The organism is Dapis brunnea BLCC-M229 (assembly GCF_050015995.1).
Classification (GTDB): domain Bacteria; phylum Cyanobacteriota; class Cyanobacteriia; order Cyanobacteriales; family Microcoleaceae; genus Trichodesmium.
Genome location: NZ_JBNHEP010000260.1, coordinates 1 through 18,369, shown reverse-complemented (window position 1 = coordinate 18,369; position 18,369 = coordinate 1). Strand labels below are relative to the sequence as shown.

At 35.3% G+C, this 18,369-nt stretch carries 16 protein-coding genes; 10 read left to right on the top strand and 6 right to left on the bottom strand.

The window, feature by feature from the left end; genetic code table 11:
- The first annotated feature begins 295 nt into the window (after positions 1–295).
- From glpX to ACP6PM_RS29970, 5 genes are all read left to right on the top strand, one after another.
- Positions 296–1,333: a class II fructose-bisphosphatase gene (glpX, locus tag ACP6PM_RS29990; RefSeq protein WP_426590535.1), complete on the top strand. Its 1,038-nt coding sequence runs from the start codon at positions 296–298 to the stop codon at positions 1,331–1,333.
- 709 nt (positions 1,334–2,042) lie between these two features.
- Positions 2,043–3,338, top strand: a complete 1,296-nt coding sequence (locus ACP6PM_RS29985; RefSeq protein ID WP_426590534.1) for a glutamyl-tRNA reductase — start codon at positions 2,043–2,045, stop codon at positions 3,336–3,338.
- Between the two features lie 181 nt (positions 3,339–3,519).
- A complete protein-coding gene (locus ACP6PM_RS29980) occupies positions 3,520–3,654 on the top strand; it encodes a hypothetical protein (RefSeq protein WP_426590533.1) in 135 nt (44 codons plus the stop codon).
- Positions 3,655–3,668: 14 nt separating this feature from the next.
- The gene (locus tag ACP6PM_RS29975; RefSeq protein ID WP_426590532.1) at positions 3,669–3,809 is read left to right on the top strand and encodes a hypothetical protein; all 141 of its coding nucleotides are present in this window, start codon (positions 3,669–3,671) and stop codon (positions 3,807–3,809) included.
- A 504-nt stretch (positions 3,810–4,313) separates the two neighbouring features.
- On the top strand, positions 4,314–4,583 hold the full coding sequence (locus tag ACP6PM_RS29970; RefSeq protein ID WP_426590531.1) for a hypothetical protein: 270 nt from the start codon (positions 4,314–4,316) through the stop codon (positions 4,581–4,583).
- A gap of 36 nt (positions 4,584–4,619) precedes the next feature.
- Here ACP6PM_RS29970 and ACP6PM_RS29965 read toward each other — a convergent pair whose 3' ends face one another.
- The 4 genes from ACP6PM_RS29965 to ACP6PM_RS29950 form a co-directional block, all read right to left on the bottom strand.
- Positions 4,620–4,763 carry a hypothetical protein gene (locus tag ACP6PM_RS29965; protein WP_426590530.1) on the bottom strand — a complete coding sequence of 48 codons (144 nt, stop codon included), beginning with the start codon at positions 4,761–4,763 and terminating at the stop codon, positions 4,620–4,622.
- Positions 4,764–5,024: 261 nt separating this feature from the next.
- A complete protein-coding gene (gene radA / locus ACP6PM_RS29960; protein WP_426590529.1) occupies positions 5,025–6,578 on the bottom strand; it encodes a DNA repair protein RadA in 1,554 nt (517 codons plus the stop codon).
- A gap of 42 nt (positions 6,579–6,620) precedes the next feature.
- On the bottom strand, positions 6,621–6,983 hold the full coding sequence (locus tag ACP6PM_RS29955) for a DNA repair protein RadA family protein (protein WP_426590528.1): 363 nt from the start codon (positions 6,981–6,983) through the stop codon (positions 6,621–6,623).
- 42 nt (positions 6,984–7,025) lie between these two features.
- Complete coding sequence (locus ACP6PM_RS29950) at positions 7,026–7,388, bottom strand: DNA repair protein RadA family protein (RefSeq protein WP_426590528.1); 363 nt, start codon at positions 7,386–7,388, stop codon at positions 7,026–7,028.
- 163 nt (positions 7,389–7,551) lie between these two features.
- Here ACP6PM_RS29950 and rpaB point away from each other — a divergent pair, with 163 nt between their 5' ends.
- From rpaB to ACP6PM_RS29935, 3 genes are all read left to right on the top strand, one after another.
- Positions 7,552–8,283, top strand: coding sequence for a response regulator transcription factor RpaB (gene rpaB / locus ACP6PM_RS29945; protein WP_426590527.1), 732 nt, complete (start codon positions 7,552–7,554; stop codon positions 8,281–8,283).
- A 1,012-nt stretch (positions 8,284–9,295) separates the two neighbouring features.
- Positions 9,296–9,940 carry a cofactor assembly of complex C subunit B gene (locus ACP6PM_RS29940; RefSeq protein WP_426590526.1) on the top strand — a complete coding sequence of 215 codons (645 nt, stop codon included), beginning with the start codon at positions 9,296–9,298 and terminating at the stop codon, positions 9,938–9,940.
- 324 nt (positions 9,941–10,264) lie between these two features.
- On the top strand, positions 10,265–10,762 hold the full coding sequence (locus ACP6PM_RS29935; protein ID WP_426590525.1) for a DUF456 domain-containing protein: 498 nt from the start codon (positions 10,265–10,267) through the stop codon (positions 10,760–10,762).
- Here the strand turns inward: ACP6PM_RS29935 and ACP6PM_RS29930 are convergent.
- Positions 10,759–11,151 carry a hypothetical protein gene (locus ACP6PM_RS29930; protein WP_426590524.1) on the bottom strand — a complete coding sequence of 131 codons (393 nt, stop codon included), beginning with the start codon at positions 11,149–11,151 and terminating at the stop codon, positions 10,759–10,761. The genes ACP6PM_RS29935 and ACP6PM_RS29930 overlap by 4 nt on opposite strands.
- Before the next feature lie 808 nt (positions 11,152–11,959).
- Positions 11,960–13,033: a dTDP-glucose 4,6-dehydratase gene (gene rfbB / locus ACP6PM_RS29925; protein ID WP_426590523.1), complete on the bottom strand. Its 1,074-nt coding sequence runs from the start codon at positions 13,031–13,033 to the stop codon at positions 11,960–11,962.
- A 344-nt stretch (positions 13,034–13,377) separates the two neighbouring features.
- On the opposite strand from rfbB, the gene ACP6PM_RS29920 reads away from it, so the two are divergent.
- Together ACP6PM_RS29920 and ACP6PM_RS29915 are read left to right on the top strand one after the other, a co-directional pair.
- Positions 13,378–15,183 (top strand): CapA family protein, encoded by a 1,806-nt coding sequence (locus ACP6PM_RS29920; protein ID WP_426590522.1) that lies wholly within the window; start codon positions 13,378–13,380, stop codon positions 15,181–15,183.
- 1,428 nt (positions 15,184–16,611) lie between these two features.
- Complete coding sequence (locus tag ACP6PM_RS29915) at positions 16,612–17,862, top strand: M16 family metallopeptidase (RefSeq protein ID WP_426590521.1); 1,251 nt, start codon at positions 16,612–16,614, stop codon at positions 17,860–17,862.
- Positions 17,863–18,369 lie beyond the last annotated feature (507 nt).

Sequence of the window (18,369 nt, the reverse complement as noted above, 5' to 3'; positions counted from 1 at the left end):
CTTTTGGCTTTTGACTTTTGACTTAACTAAATCCAGTTAACTTTTGGCTGAGGTATTAATTTTAAGAAGGAGAAAACAATCAGATCCAAGAGATTCATCAATCAAGCAACACTTTTGACTTTTGGCTTTTGACTTTTGACTTAACTAAATCCAGTTAACTTTTGGCTGAGGTAATAAAACTTTACATAAACTCACCCCCCACAAAGTCCTAACCCGATCCCTGCCTCTGATAGACTTTAAGACTGGGAGAACTAAACAAAAAAGTTTTCCTCAACAGTAGGGAGAATAAAAATTCATGGATAACGTAATTGGTTTAGAAATTATCGAAGTAGTAGAGCAAGCAGCAATCGCCTCTGCTCGTTGGATGGGAAAAGGAGAGAAAAATACTGCAGACGAAGTAGCTGTAGAAGCTATGCGGGAACGCATGAACAAAATTCATATGCGAGGCCGCATCGTGATTGGAGAAGGGGAGCGAGATGAAGCCCCCATGCTCTACATTGGCGAAGAAGTAGGAATTTGTACTCAGCCTGATGCTGAAAAGGTCTGTGACATACAACAGCTAGTCGAGATTGACATAGCAGTTGACCCTTGCGAAGGTACAAACCTAGTTGCCTATGGTCAAAATGGTTCTATGGCAGTATTAGCTATTTCTGAGAAAGGTGGTCTATTAGCAGCACCAGATGTCTATATGAAAAAATTAGCTGCACCAGCAGTAGCTAAAAATCATGTAGATATAAACAAATCTGCCACCGAAAACCTCAAGATTATTTCAGACTGCATGGAACGTGCTGTTGAGGAATTAGTAGTTGTAGTCATGGATCGCCCCCGTCATAAAGACCTAATTAATGAAATTCGTCAAGCAGGTGCCAGAGTTCGTCTCATTAGTGATGGTGACGTTTCTGCAGCAATTTCCTGTGCATTTTCTGGTACAAATATCCATGCTTTGATGGGTATTGGTGCAGCCCCAGAGGGAGTAATTTCTGCAGCAGCTATGCGTGCTTTAGGAGGCCATTTCCAAGGACAACTGATTTATGACCCAGCTATTGTCAAAACTGGTTTGATTGGAGAAAGCAAAGAAGATAACATGAAGCGACTCAAGGATATGGGTGTTGAAGATCCAGACAAAGTTTATAACGCTGAAGAGTTAGCTTCTGGAGAAACAGTGCTATTTGCAGCTTGCGGTATTACTCCTGGCACTCTGATGGAAGGAGTACGTTTCTTCCCTCATGGTGCTCGTACCCAAAGTTTAGTTATTTCTTCTCAGTCAAAAACTGCTCGCTTCGTAGATACTGTACATATGTTTGGAGAATCAAAAACACTGGAACTGAAATAGAAATAGTATTGGATAAATTTAGAGAATATCCAAACTAAAATGACCTACAACATAACAGTACATTAGGTCATTTCAGTCATCAGTTAGCCTCCTACGGAGGAACTGCGTTAACAGTTAGCCTCCTGGAGGAACTCCCTTTTTTCCTTCAGGAATCCTAGGCAAACATATTAGGTAGCTTTAACGGAGTTGTGCTGTAGCAAAATATTACCTCTAACTGAAGCCAGAGGCTTGAAATACTAAAGTTGATTTTTTTCATCCCCTTAAAAAGACAGGCTATTGACCTAGTTTTTTGGTCATAATTAATTCCTAATCTCAATTCTGATGGTTTAGGAATTATTAGTGTTTGGGGTGGGTTTTAAGTTAAATATTTAGGTTCAAAAATTTTAACCATTTATCAAACAGTTAACAGTTAAAATTTATCAAAGTTAAAGTTTATGGTGGTGGATTTACCATCTGCCAAAGCACACCAGTAATTGAAAAAATATAGTGGAGGTTTTAAACAAACCTGTTAAAAACATTAACTGTTTACTGATGACTGATGACTGATAGCAGATACCTAATATCTGATAAAATCTGCCTCATTTTTTTTGAGTAAATTATAATCGGTGCCAAGCGATATAAATTTTTCCTAATTCATCCTTGAAAACTCCGCTCTTAAGAACAGAATTTGAATCAAAAAGAACAAAAAGATTAACAAAATAAAAATTATATGAATATCGCAGTAATAGGACTTAGCCACAAAACAGCTCCAGTCGAAGTTCGAGAAAAATTAAGTATTCCAGAAACAGAAATACAAAATGCAATTACTCAATTGTGCAGTGGAACTTATACCCAAGAAGTAGGAATTCTTAGTACCTGTAATCGTTTAGAAATTTATGTAGTTACTAATGAAATGCAGCCTGGTATTCGAGAAGTAACTCAGTTTCTTTCTGACTCTAGTAAAATACCTTTAAATCAGCTTCGCCCTCACTTATTTATGCTACTTCATGAAGATTCTATTATGCACTTGATGCGAGTTGCTGCTGGATTAGATAGTTTGGTATTAGGTGAAGGGCAAATTTTAGCTCAGGTTAAACAGACTCATAAACTCGGACAACAATATAAAGGTATTGGGAGGATTCTTAACCGTTTATTTAAGCAAGCTGTAACTGCTGGAAAAAGGGTTCGGACAGAAACAAGTATTGGTACTGGTGCTGTTTCTATTAGTTCGGCGGCTGTGGAATTAGCTCAGATGAAATTGGAGGATTTATCTAATTATCGAGTGGCTATTGTTGGTGCTGGTAAAATGTCAAAATTACTGGTGCAACATTTATTGGGTAAAGGTGCAAATAAGATATCAATTATTAATCGTTCTGTGGGAAGGGCTCAGGATTTAGCAAATAGTTTTAAGGATGCGGATATAAGTGTTTATTCTATGTCGGAAATGGGTCAGGTTATTGCTGATTCTGACTTGGTTTTTACTAGCACTGGTGCAACTGAACCGATTTTGGATAAGGCTAAATTAGAGGTTATTTTAGATCCTTTAAAATCTGTAATGTTGGTGGATATTTCTGTACCTCGTAATATTGCTACTGATGTGAGTGAGTTGCCTAATGTTCGTTGTTTTAATGTGGATGATTTAAAGGCGGTTGTTGCTCAAAATCAAGAAAGTCGTCGGCAAATGGCTATGGAAGCTGAGGTTTTATTGGAGGAAGAAGTGGAAGCTTTTGATGTGTGGTGGAAAAGTTTAGAAACGGTTCCGACTATTAATTCTTTACGACAAAAAATAGAGACTATTAGGGAGCAGGAATTGGAAAAGGCTTTGTCTAGGTTGGGGTCGGAATTTGCGGAAAAACATCAAGAGGTAATTGAGGCTTTGACTAGGGGTATTGTGAATAAAATTTTGCACGACCCAATGGTACAGTTAAGGGCGCAACAGGATATTGAGGCGAGGCGTCATGCCATGGAGACTTTACAACTTTTGTTTAATTTGGAGTCAGAAGTTAGTTCTGGGAAAGCTGTTTAGTTAGAGTTTTTGGGTGTTGGTGAATTGGTAATTGTTTGATTTGAAATTTCAGAAATTTATATAGTATTCTAAGAAAAAACTATAGATATGAGTTTCATAATAATGAAGATTAATTACCAGATTATCAATGCCCTTAACGAACTCAGAAGGAAGTCAAAAGTCACAACTATAATTAAACATAATGACAGATAAAAATAATCTGCCAAAACAACTAAGTTTATTCAATTTTAATTCAACAAATATAGAAAATTTATTAACTCCTAAAGGTGACAAGGGACTTGCGGCATTTCATAAATATTGGGAAAAAAAACAATAGAATGTCTTTCATTTTTGATTGAATCATTAACAACGGAAAATGAAATTATTTCATTGATTGTAGCAGATCCTCCTCATAGCGATCACATTCCTTATTTAGGGTTGAGTGAAATGTGGAATTCTCTGATTGGTAAAAAGCCAAATTTTTCGGATTAAATAGTTATTTCAAATGCTGTAATTAGAGGTAAAGATAGAAAAATTTATATCAACGAAATGGGGATTTTTGTTGATAATGCTTCCAGAATTTTAAAATCAGGAGGTATTTTGGCTTGATTTTTTAATTCCAAAGATAGAGAAAGTTGGAATTTTCTGAATCAAATAATGTTATCTGCACCAGACATTAATTTTCGAGGTTATTTTCCCATGAAATATTCTTCTAATTCAGTAGTAGCAAGATAATAGAAGTGGCAGTCTTAAATATGATTTTGTGTTGATTTATCAGAAGTCAGGAAAAAAAGCTTTAGAGGTTTTTCAATCATTGACAGTTATTCCTAGTTGGCGTTCATAATTTCCTGATTATGCTGAGAATTAATAAACAACTAGAAAATGAAGTATGTCAGAAAAGTTATTGAATAATTTTGATAAATTATCTCGACTTTATTAAAGAAGGAAATTTTTATAAATTAACATCATCTCTACAAGGTTTATATTTTATTAAACTTGGTTTGGGTAGTTCAGGAGAAAGAATTTCACTGGTTTATTTTTCAGGAAGGAGAATATCATCGGCAAAAGCCTGATGAAGCAGGTTATCTCAAGAGTTACAATTTTTCAGGTTTGTGCTTAGATGTAAAAGCTTTGCTTGATGGTCAGATACAGAAAGTTTTGTTAGTTTTGCCGCAAGGTATTGAACCCAAGAACATTAGCAGTTTCTGGAAAATTTATAGTACGGCACTACGCACAAGTCAGAAGTTAGAATTAATCCCTGACTGAGTTCAAGCATTTATCTGTAGATGGCTTGAGAGTTAATTAGCAAACCCTAATTAATTCCTCAATACTCTTCTTATTAATTTTCCACATTTCCTTTTCTTCCCAAACCCATTTACTATCAACCCGCTGCACCGTACCATCAAAATTAAATACTGTTACTGTCGCTAAAGTCTCAATCCACACAGTCGCTCCACAACTATATTGACTACAAACCTCTTGGGGGACTAAATGTTTTACTACCTATTTCTCAGAAAACTTTTGGGAAAAAAGTTGATGCCCGTGGAACAGTTACGGACTATCATACTTTTTATAATGGAGCCGTTCCAGAATCTATTCAATTTGTTTAGTCCATCTATTAACATTGGAATCGCTGAAAATTAAAAGTTAGCAAAAAAACAGCCAGGAAACTTAACTTCCTAGCTAATAACTTTTAACAAAAAAATCTCAACTCCCCATAGTTGGAGGTTGCGCTGGAATAGAAGCAATAATCGCATCTATCACCTTAGCGATAGGCAAAATACGCATTCCTAAATCTGGCGGTTGTTGACCTTTGGGAATAATAGCCCTTTTAAAACCTAACTTGGCAGCTTCCCTTAATCTCAACTCCAACTGAGAGACAGGTCGGACTTGCCCACCCAACCCTACCTCTCCTAGCAAAACAGTTCGGGGGTCAACTACGCGATCGCGAAAACTAGCTACAACAGCAATAGCTATTCCCAAGTCTGCTGCGGGTTCTTCCACACTTAAACCTCCGACGGTTGCCATATAAGTATCCAATTTTGATAAAGGAATGCCTACCCGTTTTTCCAACACTGCCAAAATTTGTTGTAACCTACTACTATCAATTCCAGTAGTAGAACGTCGAGGGGAACCATGACTTGCCGGACTTACTAAAGCTTGAATTTCTACAACTATAGGGCGGGTACCTTCCATTGAGACAACTGTAGAAGTTCCAGAAGAATACTCATCCCTACTTCCGAGAAATAATTCTGATGGATTTAATATTTCTTTTAAACCATTAGCCACCATTTCAAATACTCCTATTTCGTGAGTAGCACCAAAACGATTTTTCATAGAGCGCAACAAACGGTGGGAGGCAAAGCGATCGCCCTCAAAATATAAAACCGTATCTACCAAATGTTCCAAAACACGCGGACCTGCCAAAGCACCATCTTTAGTTACATGACCGACTATTAATAAGGTAATATTTTCCCGTTTTGCCACTTGCATCAAAGCGGAAGTACATTCCCGAACTTGAGCAACCGAACCTGGAGCGGAAGTTAAAGAAGCAAAATAAATAGTTTGAATACTGTCAATTACTGCTAAATATGGTTTGAGAGATTCCAACTCTCTCAAAATTACTTCTAAATCTGTTTCTGGCAATAAAAATAAATTTTCCTGAGAATTTGTAGCAGAATCTTTTATAGATTCAGAATTGGCATTATTTTCTTGATTTTCATTAGAGGATAAATCCTCATCCATCTCAACATTTGAAACATTCTCCTTATCCTCCACTTCTACTTCATTGAGATTAACAATTAAACGTTGGGAACGTAATTTCACCTGTTGTCCAGACTCTTCCGCCGACACATACAAAACCCGACATCTATCAGACAACTGATTAGCCACCTGTAACAAAAGGGTAGATTTACCAATACCAGGTTCTCCACCAATCAACACCAAGGAACCAGGAACAATTCCACCACCAAGTACCCTGTCTAACTCTTCAAACCCAGAAGGCATCCTAGACAAAGCTTGGTCAGAAATCTGAGATAATAAAAAAGATGCTCTTGGCTGACCAGAAGATTTATTAGATTCAGATGGTTGAGCAGCCCTGCCAATATCAGTCAGACCTAGCCTTTGTAGAGTAGTAGTAGTTGATTGTTCTACTATTTCCTCTATTGAACCCCAACTTTTACAGTTTCTACATTGGCCGTAGGATTGGGCGTACTCCTGCCCACATTCTCTACATACATACTTTGTTTTCTGTTTTGGCATTTCTTAAAATAAGTTAATATGCACCAGCAAATATCAAAAATCCTAAAGTTTAACTAATTCTAAACCAGGTTCTCCACCAATCAACACCAAGGAACCAGGAACAATTCCACCACCAAGTACCCTGTCTAACTCTTCAAACCCAGAAGGCATCCTAGACAAAGCTTGGTCAGAAATCTGAGATAATAAAAAAGATGCTCTTGGCTGACCAGAAGATTTATTAGATTCAGATGGTTGAGCAGCCCTGCCAATATCAGTCAGACCTAGCCTTTGTAGAGTAGTAGTAGTTGATTGTTCTACTATTTCCTCTATTGAACCCCAACTTTTACAGTTTCTACATTGGCCGTAGGATTGGGCGTACTCCTGCCCACATTCTCTACATACATACTTTGTTTTCTGTTTTGGCATTTCTTAAAATAAGTTAATATGCACCAGCAAATATCAAAAATCCTAAAGTTTAACTAATTCTAAACCAGGTTCTCCACCAATCAACACCAAGGAACCAGGAACAATTCCACCACCAAGTACCCTGTCTAACTCTTCAAACCCAGAAGGCATCCTAGACAAAGCTTGGTCAGAAATCTGAGATAATAAAAAAGATGCTCTTGGCTGACCAGAAGATTTATTAGATTCAGATGGTTGAGCAGCCCTGCCAATATCAGTCAGACCTAGCCTTTGTAGAGTAGTAGTAGTTGATTGTTCTACTATTTCCTCTATTGAACCCCAACTTTTACAGTTTCTACATTGGCCGTAGGATTGGGCGTACTCCTGCCCACATTCTCTACATACATACTTTGTTTTCTGTTTTGGCATTTCTTAAAATAAGTTAATATTCACCAGCAAATAAAAAAATCCTAAAGTTTAACTAATTCTAAGGTTAGGAATAGTAAACAATGGTAATTTCTGTTGTTATTTTGATGATAGAGTTAAAAAAATTAATATAATCATAAAGCTTAGTTAAGGAGATTTAGAAAAATTGGAAAATCATAAAGAAAAAATTTTAGTTGTTGATGATGAGGCAAGTATCCGTCGTATTTTAGAAACTCGACTGTCAATGATTGGCTATGACGTTGTTACGGCTGCTGATGGGGAAGAAGCTTTGGAGACTTTTCACAAGACAGAGCCAGATTTGGTGGTATTAGATGTGATGATGCCTAAATTAGATGGTTATGGTGTTTGTCAAGAATTGCGGAAAGAGTCAGATATTCCCATAATTATGCTAACTGCTTTGGGAGATGTTGCAGATAGAATCACAGGTTTAGAGTTAGGTGCTGATGATTATGTAGTGAAGCCTTTTTCTCCAAAAGAATTAGAAGCAAGAATTCGTTCTGTATTACGTCGGGTGGATAAAAACGGGGTTAATGGTATTCCTAGTTCTGGTGTTATTCAAGTCAGTAGTATTAGAATAGATACTAATAAGCGTCAGGTTTATAAAGGTGATGAAAGGATTAGACTTACTGGTATGGAGTTTAGTTTGTTGGAGTTATTAGTAAGTCGTTCTGGAGAGCCTTTTTCTCGTTCTGAAATTTTGCAGGAAGTTTGGGGTTATACTCCAGAGCGTCATGTAGATACGCGAGTAGTTGATGTTCATATTTCCCGGCTCAGGGCTAAATTGGAAGAAGATCCAAGTAATCCAGAATTGATTTTAACTGCACGAGGTACTGGTTATTTATTCCAACGCATTACTGAACCTGGTGAAGTTGGTTGAAATATACTTAAATTCATTGCATTCAAAAGTTAGCTAATTATTAGTAGTTAGAGATTCAGCTCTTCAGTATCTAAAATTTATCTTAATGTCGGCAGAAGACCCGCAGCGAAATGGCTGTCGCCGACATGAAAGGTGTCCTATGGGAATGCCGACCAGCAAAAAAATAAAAGTGATATATATCGTAACTTTCATGCCACAAAGCCGAACAGATTTATAACGGTTGTATCTCAATTAAGCAATGAGTAATTTTACTCAATATTAAATATGAGCAGCAGATTGAGTTACAGGTCAAGCTCCCTGGTAGAGAATAGTTACTAGAAAATGTTCCCAATCTACTCAAGTATCAGTGTGCCGATCTCAATAGTGCTTTTGCCTCTTGATTCCCTGAGTCTTTTTACTTATTGCCAAGCTGAGATGCACCCTTTATAACTAATAGCACACTAAATATAATTTTTATAACAAAAAAAGATTGTAATACCATTTCTCTGTAACAATGCACTTACAGCGGATTCCAGGTTGATGAGGTACAGTGACACTAAATTTTTAAATAGTTTTTGAAGTATAGAATAAAGTTTTCATGTCTTTAATCAAATCTACTAGAATCACTGTACCACACTTACATGGAATAGGCTGTAATAGTTCTTACCCAGACCTGAATTTTTCTGACAGTTGTTATCTTTAATTAGGGCTTGCTGATTAAATCTAAAACCATTCAAATATAAAGAAAAGTGCCTTTTTGGGGTCGAAAAAAGTGCGCCTGTTTCAGTCTAAAACCCTCATGCATGGAGCGTATTTTAGGCAGACAACAGCAGAAAAATCACTCTGAAAATTCTTACTCCTACCTCCTCGCTCATTCCCATTTCTCCTGTCTCCTGTCTCCTGAGGACTGAGGACTACCCATACCACTCATACTTTTTCAGCAAACCCTAATTAACCCCAACTTCATATAGAAATGGTATAAGTTCTGACCTTCCTTTTTCTTCCTTCCAGCTTCTTTCTTATTCCTGAAAATATGACTCAATCAGACCAAAATCAAGTCTTACGAATTCTCCCTATAATAGCAGGAGGATTAGGTGGAACTTTACTAATGATTAATAGATTTTTCACCCCTAATCTTTTAGCTTCTCAAGCTCGTTCCGATGTAGTAGGAGTAATTTTAAGTGCTTTTTTAATTTTGACTGGTTTACTTTGGCAACAAATACAACCACGCTCTCCTGATACTGTTAAATTAATTGGTGAATCAGGATTTGAATTATTGCCAGAATTATCAGAGATAGTCAAAACTGAACTGGCTTGGGCTTCTAGTTTACTATTAACTAATACAGTTACTAAAACTGTTATTATCTGGTATCAAGGCCAAGTCTTATTAAGAAGAGGAATTTTACCATCTGAATCACAAATAAAACCAGGAGCTATTTTACAGCGAGTTTTAGAGAAACAAAAACCCATTTATTTAGTAGATTTAAAAGTTTATCCAGGTCGCATTGAGTTTAATTATTTACCAGAAAATACTCAAGGTGTAATTTGTCAACCTATTGGCAATAATGGTGTAATAATTTTGGGGGCAAATGCACCTCGCAGTTACACTAAACAAGATGAAAATTGGATTTCAGGAATAGCAGATAAATTGACAGATACCCTATCAAAAAAATTATAGGGTTGCCTCCAGAGAACAGGAAATGATTTAGCTTTCTATATATAGCATTCCTATTTGACTTATAGTAATATCAAGTCCCATTAAGAACGCCATAATAAAAATTATATAGCTGTTGAAGCAAGAATACTTTTCAAATTTCTCCTTGTTCTCTACTCCCTACTCCCTAACCCCTACTCCCTATTCCCTAAATTTTTTATTGTGGGTATTCAAAGAGACATCATATAAAATATTCTGAAAAAAGGGAATAGGGGTAATAGTTTTAGACTTTTTATCTATATTTTTGATTTCAATATGGTAATTATTTATTGGCTCCTTTTAATAGTTATGTTAGTCGGTGTCGCTGGTGCTGTAATTCCAGGGTTACCCGGTTCTAGTTTAATTTTGACAGCAATTTTAGTCTGGGGTTTTATTCATGGTTTTAGTGGCATGGGTTTTGCTCTAGGAATAGCTATCCTAGTTTTACTATTGAGTATTTTGATAGATTTTCTGGCTACTTATTGGGGAGCAAAACAGTCAGGTGCTAGTAAATGGGGACAAATAGGTTGTTTGGTGGGCTTTGGGTTAGGATTTTTTGGTCTCTTACCAGCTTTACCTTTTGGCGGACCTTTAGTGGGGATGTTAATCGGACCTTTTTTCGGAGCAGTTGTCGGAGAATTTTTATATCGGAAAGATTTGGAATTTGCTCAGAGGGCTAAGATATCTGTAAGAGCTGGAATAGGTATTGTAGTCGGCACGGTTGTGGGAAATATAATTCAAGGAGTTTTAGCGCTCACCACTGTGATAGTTTTTCTTGTGACGACCTGGCCTCCAATTAGTGGTTAAAAAGAGTAAATTCTGCCAGTGGGAGAAATATAGACTGATTTATGGTCGGTTGCTTCTGAACCTGGTTTAACTCTAATAGTAACTACATTATCCTCTGCACTATATTCATAAGTAAGTAGACTTTCATTGTATATATTTACTGTGCCATAACCACCAGGTATGCTTGACAAGTCAACTCTAACATTTATACTTCTTCCTGCTGGTAAAAGTCTTTCTGCTTCAGGTACTAAGTTATAGCTAAGAGTTGTTCCAGTTTGATTTAAAATCTTGAGGATAATTGGCTTTTTTGGATCTGCTGCTTGAGCTTCTGGTTGCCAATATCCAGGTACATAGCTAGGAGCATTTTGGGATAAAACCTCTATAGGATATATTGTTAAGGTTGAAGTCATTAATACTGTTGTTATCAAAGCAATTTGTTTCATAGAATAGGGAATAGGGTATGAGGAGTTTTTAGCAAGAGAAAAAAAGTAAATTGGAATAAGTTATTATTGTAAGCATTTAGTCATCAGCTATCAGCTATCAGCTCTTTTTTAGTTTTATATCAGTAGGTCGGCATAATTAAACGACTAAATAGCAATTATTTTGGTTATCTAATTTTTGATTAATTTTATTTAATCAGGACTTACGCAAATGCACTAATTGTAATGGAAAAATCTGAAATAATCACCAGAAATACACTACATATAGTAGTACTATGTTAGTAGTACTATGTAAGTTCTCTTAATCAAAGAGGATAAGACATTGTTAGCATTTTCAGGTTATAATAATACTTTGATATTTTACCTTTATTTATGCTCAACTACTTAAAAGCTTTATTAATTAAGTCAGAATTAAACCTGACTACAAAAGCCGACTTTAAAGTCTATATTAATTTAAACTCCCTACTTAAGGTTGGGATATCATTTTTGAGAGCTGACAGCTAGTAGCTGAATTCTTACTTATTACTTACTTACTAAGCAGGTATACAAAATTATAGCGATTTTCACAAAGGTAGACTAAAAAATTTCTCCCCTCTCCCTTTTGCTTTTTATCTTTAAGCTAAAATCTCTGTATTCTATGAAACATGAAAACTGCTATAATTACATATTTATACAAACTGAATTATTTGTCTTCTAATATATCCCATAAAATTAGAATAAGTAAATAATTTTGTTTAGGTACTCAATGCCAATCTTTTTTATTTCTCTTATTTCTTCTTTAATAACTTGCATAAACTTGTTTATAGTAAGCCTGATACTCTTCAGATAATAATGGCTCCCACCAATCTCGGTTATTCAAAAACCATTCCACAGTTTGACGTAACCCTTCTTCAACAGTTACCGAAGGTTGCCAACCTAACTCAGTTTTAATCTTTGTCGCATCAATAGCATAACGTCGATCATGCCCTGGTCTATCCTTGACAAAAGTAATTAATTTTTCACAAGGTTGTACAGGTAAATCATTCGCCAACTCATCCATAATTTGACACAAAATTCGCACTAAATCAATATTTTTTACCTCATTATTTCCACCAACGTTATAAGTTTCTCCTGGCTGACCTTTATGAATTACTGTATCTAAAGCCCGACAATGATCTATTACATATAACCAATCTCGAATATTCTGCCCATCTCCATAAACTGGTAATTGTTTCCCTAATAACATATTGATACACATTAGAGGAATTAACTTCTCAGGAAAATGATACGGTCCGTAGTTATTAGAACAATTAGTAATAATAGTTGGCAAACCATAAGTATGATAATATGCTCTAGCAAGATGGTCACTTCCTGCTTTAGAAGCAGAGTAAGGACTATTTGGAGCATAAGGTGTAGTTTCTGTAAAAGCTGGGTCTTCAGGACTTAAGCTACCATAGACTTCATCAGTTGATACATGGAGAAATATACATTTACGATCGGGATTTTGAGTAAGAGTTGGATAATAACTTCTGAATGCCTCTAATAGAGTAAAGGTACCCACAACATTAGTTTGAACAAAAGCTGCTGGTCCTAATATAGACCTATCTACATGAGATTCTGCTGCAAAGTGGGCTATTGTATCTATATCCTCTTCCTGGAGTAAGCTATCTACTAAAGAGCGATCGCAAATATCCCCTTGGACAAAACGAAAATTTGGTCTGTCTTGTAAATCAGCTAAAGTTTCCTTATTACCCGCATAAGTTAGAGCATCTAACACAATCACTCGGTGATTAGGATATGTCTCACACCAATAATGGGTAAAGTTAGAACCAATAAACCCAGCACCCCCAGTTATCAGCAATCGATTTTCCATAATTTTCATCTCCTGAAACTGCAATTATCAGATATCTTAAACTAACCATCTAACACTCCCTGGCTTTTAGTCGCGGGGATTATTGTTTTTTTATACATTACTGCCCATAGCAGAATTTCTCTAACTAAACTAAAGGTACTGCTATTACTATCTTTCCATACCTATAAGTAGCCAAAATATTTTAACCATTGGGTAAATATAGTCTATCTTCCATCAATTATTGATTTAGCTAGATATGGATTTGGTACCAATCATTGGGATTGGGATAAACTGCTATTTGCCTCATAAACTATACAAAGTAATATGATTAAATTGAGCCAATATTTCGTGTGAGGAAAATCATAGTGAGTCAGGAAGAAGTATTAAGACAAGCAAAACAAGGAGAACCTGTAGCTATCGCATTTCTGATCGACCAAAAATTAAACAATATAGGAGTTAAAGCTAGGGCTAATATTCAGAAAAACAATCTGCATCTTTTACTAGAAGCCTCTGAACTACCAGATCGGCAAACTTGTATTAGAGTAATTCATCAAGGAATGAAATCTCTCAAAGTACCATCGATTGATTTTGTCAATATTTATGGGCGAAGATTAGGTCATACAATCCCTGAGTGGACAGAAGTAATTGAATTACATCAACCTACAATATACCATCCAGCGGGAGTAGGGACAATTTGGTGGCAACCAGAAAACACAAACTATTCCCAAGAATCTTCTACACTGACTCTACCTTACCTACCTAAAAAAGCAACTTTACATAATTCGGAAATAATCCAGACAAAACCAAAAGAAGAAGTAGATTCTTCTGTTATTTATCTCAATCAACCTGCTAGAAAAAAATTATTTTCTCCTCACCATATTGAGAGGCAATATTCACATAAAAAGAATAAATTTATTTGGCTATTAGCAAGTGCGATTAGTATAGCATTAGTTCCAATATCCACTGTGATTGTTAAGTCTCAAACTTACAAGCTAAACACTATTATTTCAAATATTTATCCAACACCCAAAATATATCAAAAAAATACCTCAGTAGCAGAAGTTAGTCAGTCAATTCCGGCAACTATACCTACTCCCAAAACCATACAAAATCCTCAAGCCACACCCACTCAAAATCAACTTAATTTATCAGAGGTTTCTGAGTTTCTTTTATCATCAATTAAATCTCCTATAAATCCTGATACTAGAATCACTATTAAAGCAGTGGGTGATATTATTCCAGGTACTAATTATCCAAAAAATAAATTACACCCAAGAAAACAAGAGTTATTTGCATCAGTAAAATCTCTTTTGCAAAATGCTGATATTGTATTTGGTAATTTTGAAAGTACTTTAACAAGTTACCCAAAGAGTCGTAAAAGAATGGGGAGTGGTCGGGTATTTGCTTTTAGAACACCACCAGATTATAAGCATTTATTAAAAGATGCTGGTTTTAATGTATTAAGTGTGGCGAATAATCATTCTTTCGATTTTTTCAAGCAAGGTTTTGAGGATACTATTGTCAATATTCAAAGTTTAGGAATGGAAGCAGTTGGCAAAAAGGGAGAAATTGTTTATCGGAAAGTCAAAGGAATTAACATAGGGTTTATTGCTTTTAGTAATTATAGTTATCATAATTCTATGCTTGATTTAGATTCTGCTAAGAAACTTGTGCAGGAAGCAGATAAAAATGCAGATATTGTTGTTATATCTGTTCATGCAGGTGCGGAAGGAACTAGAGCATTAAGAGTCAAGAATAAAACTGAATATTTTTTTGGTGAAAATCGAGGCAATAAAGTTTTATTTGCCCATAAATTAATAGATGAGGGTGCAGATTTAATTTTGGCTCACGGTCCTCATGTACCAAGAGCAATGGAAATTTATCAAGGAAAGTTAATTGCTTATTCTTTGGGAAATTTTATGGGTTATCGTACATTGTCTAGTAAAGGAAAGTTGGGATATTCTTTGGTTTTAGAGTTAGATGTTAATCCTAGAGGCGATTTTGTTTCTGGGAAAATTTTGCCTGTTCATTTGAATAGCAAGGGTATCCCTTATCCCGATAAACGTGGTCGAAGTATTAAGTTAATTAGGGAGTTAACAAAGAAAGATTTTCCTCACACAACTTTAGAAATTGATGTTGAAGGGAAATTACAAGTTACAAGTCAAAAGTAAAAAATTAAGAGAAATTTATGACTTATAGAACCCATTTAGTATTAATGCCCGCGATTAAGTTTTTTCAGTAGGAGTTAAGAAGCGCAGAGATAGAAATCATATAAGAATTTCCTGCGGAATGCGGAGCTAAAAGCCAGCCTCCTGCGGAGGAACTTCCTTAACAGCTTTGAGCTTGCCTCCTGGGTCGGAATTGCGAAGTTCAGGACTTATTATAATTACCGAAAAATTCAGCTATAAAGCCTCTCCATTCATGGAGAAAAAGCGGTCGAGGGATCGCGATGTTTCCTCGCTGGCCTCCAATCGACCAAGAGAAGAAAAAAAATCCTTTTAGCCCAATTCTCTTATTTATAAGAAAAAGAAGAGGTAATTATTAATTATTAATTGTTAATTATTAATTGTTAATTATTAATTATTGAACCTAGCCTTATCTATCATACTTACAGCATATTTCATGTAAATGTGGTACATTACTTTTAGTATTTAAGCGATGGTGAATATTTTTCTGACTACTGCACTTGATAAGAGTCAATACTAAGCAGTTAAAAAACTATTTTATCAACGACTTCTACTGTACTTTATAAACATGGAATAGGCTGTAAAATTAGCACGGGCAAAAAAATCGTATAAGTCCTTGTTAAATACACCAGTTTCAAAAAATCAGTATTTGTGTAAAAGAAATAGTGTATTTTAAATAGACAAGGAGTATCCAAAAAGCTATTTCTCAATCAAAGTATAACTCAATAGTAAATATACAAATAACTTTAGCCTAACTTATTTATACTACTGTATATTGCCATATTACCAAGCCTACAGCTCTTCTATTCCGTAAGCATTCAGCTATTAGTGGGCAGCTCTTAGGTTTTGAAGGAATAAATAAATTGCTATGATTATCGGATTAGCATTTATCCATACTTTTAATTTTCTGTAAATTTCTTGATACTAATTCTTCCTGTCAAGACGATATAGTTAATAACTGATGGATAATGGATAATTAATAATTAATCAATCCGGCTTTATTGCATCTCCGTAATAGGAAAAAAAGCGGTTGTTTAGCTAGCGCACAACTACGTTTTTCATGTCGCGCAGCGAAACAGCTATCGCCGACTTGAATTGCGGAGCAGACTCTAGTAGACTGTTTCAACTAAAATAGTGCATTAGATTTGTTATTGCGAACGACAGTGAAGCAATCTCCAGACACTTTTTTATTGCAACATTTAAGATGAAACAGTCCAGTAGGCTGGGATGGCGAGGTTTCCCCCTGAATGCAGAGCCACTTCCAAGTGCGCCAGATCCAATCGACTAAGACAAAAGTGCTAGGAGATTTCCTGATACATATTCCGTTACAGTTTTCCTTGAGATAATTATCCATTATTCATTAATGAATCTACCCCTATCTAACCCCCAACTACGATAAAAATTAAAAAATTAATGATTAATCAAACAAATATAGATCGAACAGTTTTAAAGAATGGCATAGTTGTAATTACAACAGAAAATACAGTGGCTGATATTGTGTCAGCCAAAGTATTCTTGCGAATAGGTAGTTGTTATGAAGCCAAAAATCAAGCAGGAATCTCCCATTTATTAGCAGCAGTTTTGACAAAAGGAACAGAAAAATTATCCTCTTTAGATATTGCTCATAAGATTGAATCAGTAGGAGCAAGACTAGGAAGTGATACAACAGCAGATTATTTTTTGCTGAGTATGAAAACAGTATCAGAAGACTTTGATGATATCTTTCAATTATCAGGAGAAATAATCAGATATCCTTCCTTCCCAGAAACAGAAATTGAATTAGAAAAACGGATTACTATTCAAAGTATTCGTTCTCAACTAGAGCAACCTTTTACTGTAGCATTCTCTAAATTACGAGAGATGATGTATCAAAACCATCCTTATGCTTTATCAAGTTTAGGCACAGAAAATACAGTATCTCAAATCACCCGCCACGACATTCAAAAATTTCATCAAATCTACTTCCGTCCAGATAATATAGTGATATCTATAGTAGGCAAAATTAGCAATACAAAAGCCATCGCTTTAGTTGAACAAACTTATGGAGATTGGCAACCACCAATAACACGCCTACCAACTTTAAATTTACCAACAATAACTCCTCAACCTTTCACCGCAAAAAAATACCAAGAAACTCAACAATCTATTATTATGCTTGGGTATTTAGCAGCAAACGTTAATAGTTCTGACTACGCTCCTCTGAAATTACTTAATACTTATTTAGGAAATGGTTTATCAAGTCGTTTATTTGTAGAACTAAGAGAAAAAAGAGGTTTAGCTTATGACGTTTCTGCATTTTATCCTACTCGTCTTTATACCTCTAACTTTACAGTTTATATAGGTACAGCAACAGAAAATACAGCGATCGCTCAGGCCGGATTAAAATTAGAAGTAGAACGCTTAGTTACTGACTTACTGAGTGAAGAAGAGTTAGAAGTCTCCAAAAACAAATTATTAGGTCAGTATGCTTTGGGTAAACAAACAAATTCACAAATCGCTCAAATTTTAGGATGGTATGAAATCTTAAATTTGGGCATATATTTTGACAGTAAGTTTCAGGAAAATCTGGCAATGGTAACGAGTGCTGAAGCACAACAAGTTGCCAATAAGTATTTTATAGAACCTTATATTTCAATTGTCGGACCGGAAAAAGGTAGTGAGTAAAAGAGGTGATTTTAGTGACCATTAATTGCAATTGTAAATTAGGAATCCCGGATTCAGAAGTATCACCTGACTGAATGTTTTGTATATAGCGGTTCTTAATATTAACAAAAATGTCGGCAGAAGTTCCCACCAAAAAATACAATCGGGACACCTATATTTGAGGTGGGGATGAATGCTAAGAAAAATATATAAAACATCAGCCTGATTTTAGTTGGTGCTGAGAATCCCAAACTATAAATTTAACTTCTGACTTCTGATTTCTTTAATAAGGTACATTATTTGTTTATCTTCCCTATTCCCTTCAAATAAAAAAATTGTGTGTCTTACGAATTTGATAATTGTTAAGTACTCATGCAAAATTAATTACATATTCTATTCCTAAATTATTAAGCACTTTTTTGAGATATTGAAGTAAGCTATTCCAGTTTTCTTAGGTCCATACTTCAATAGATTCAGAGACTGTTTGTAAAAAAAAGCTAAAGATGGCCATGAAGAAGTATTTAAGGT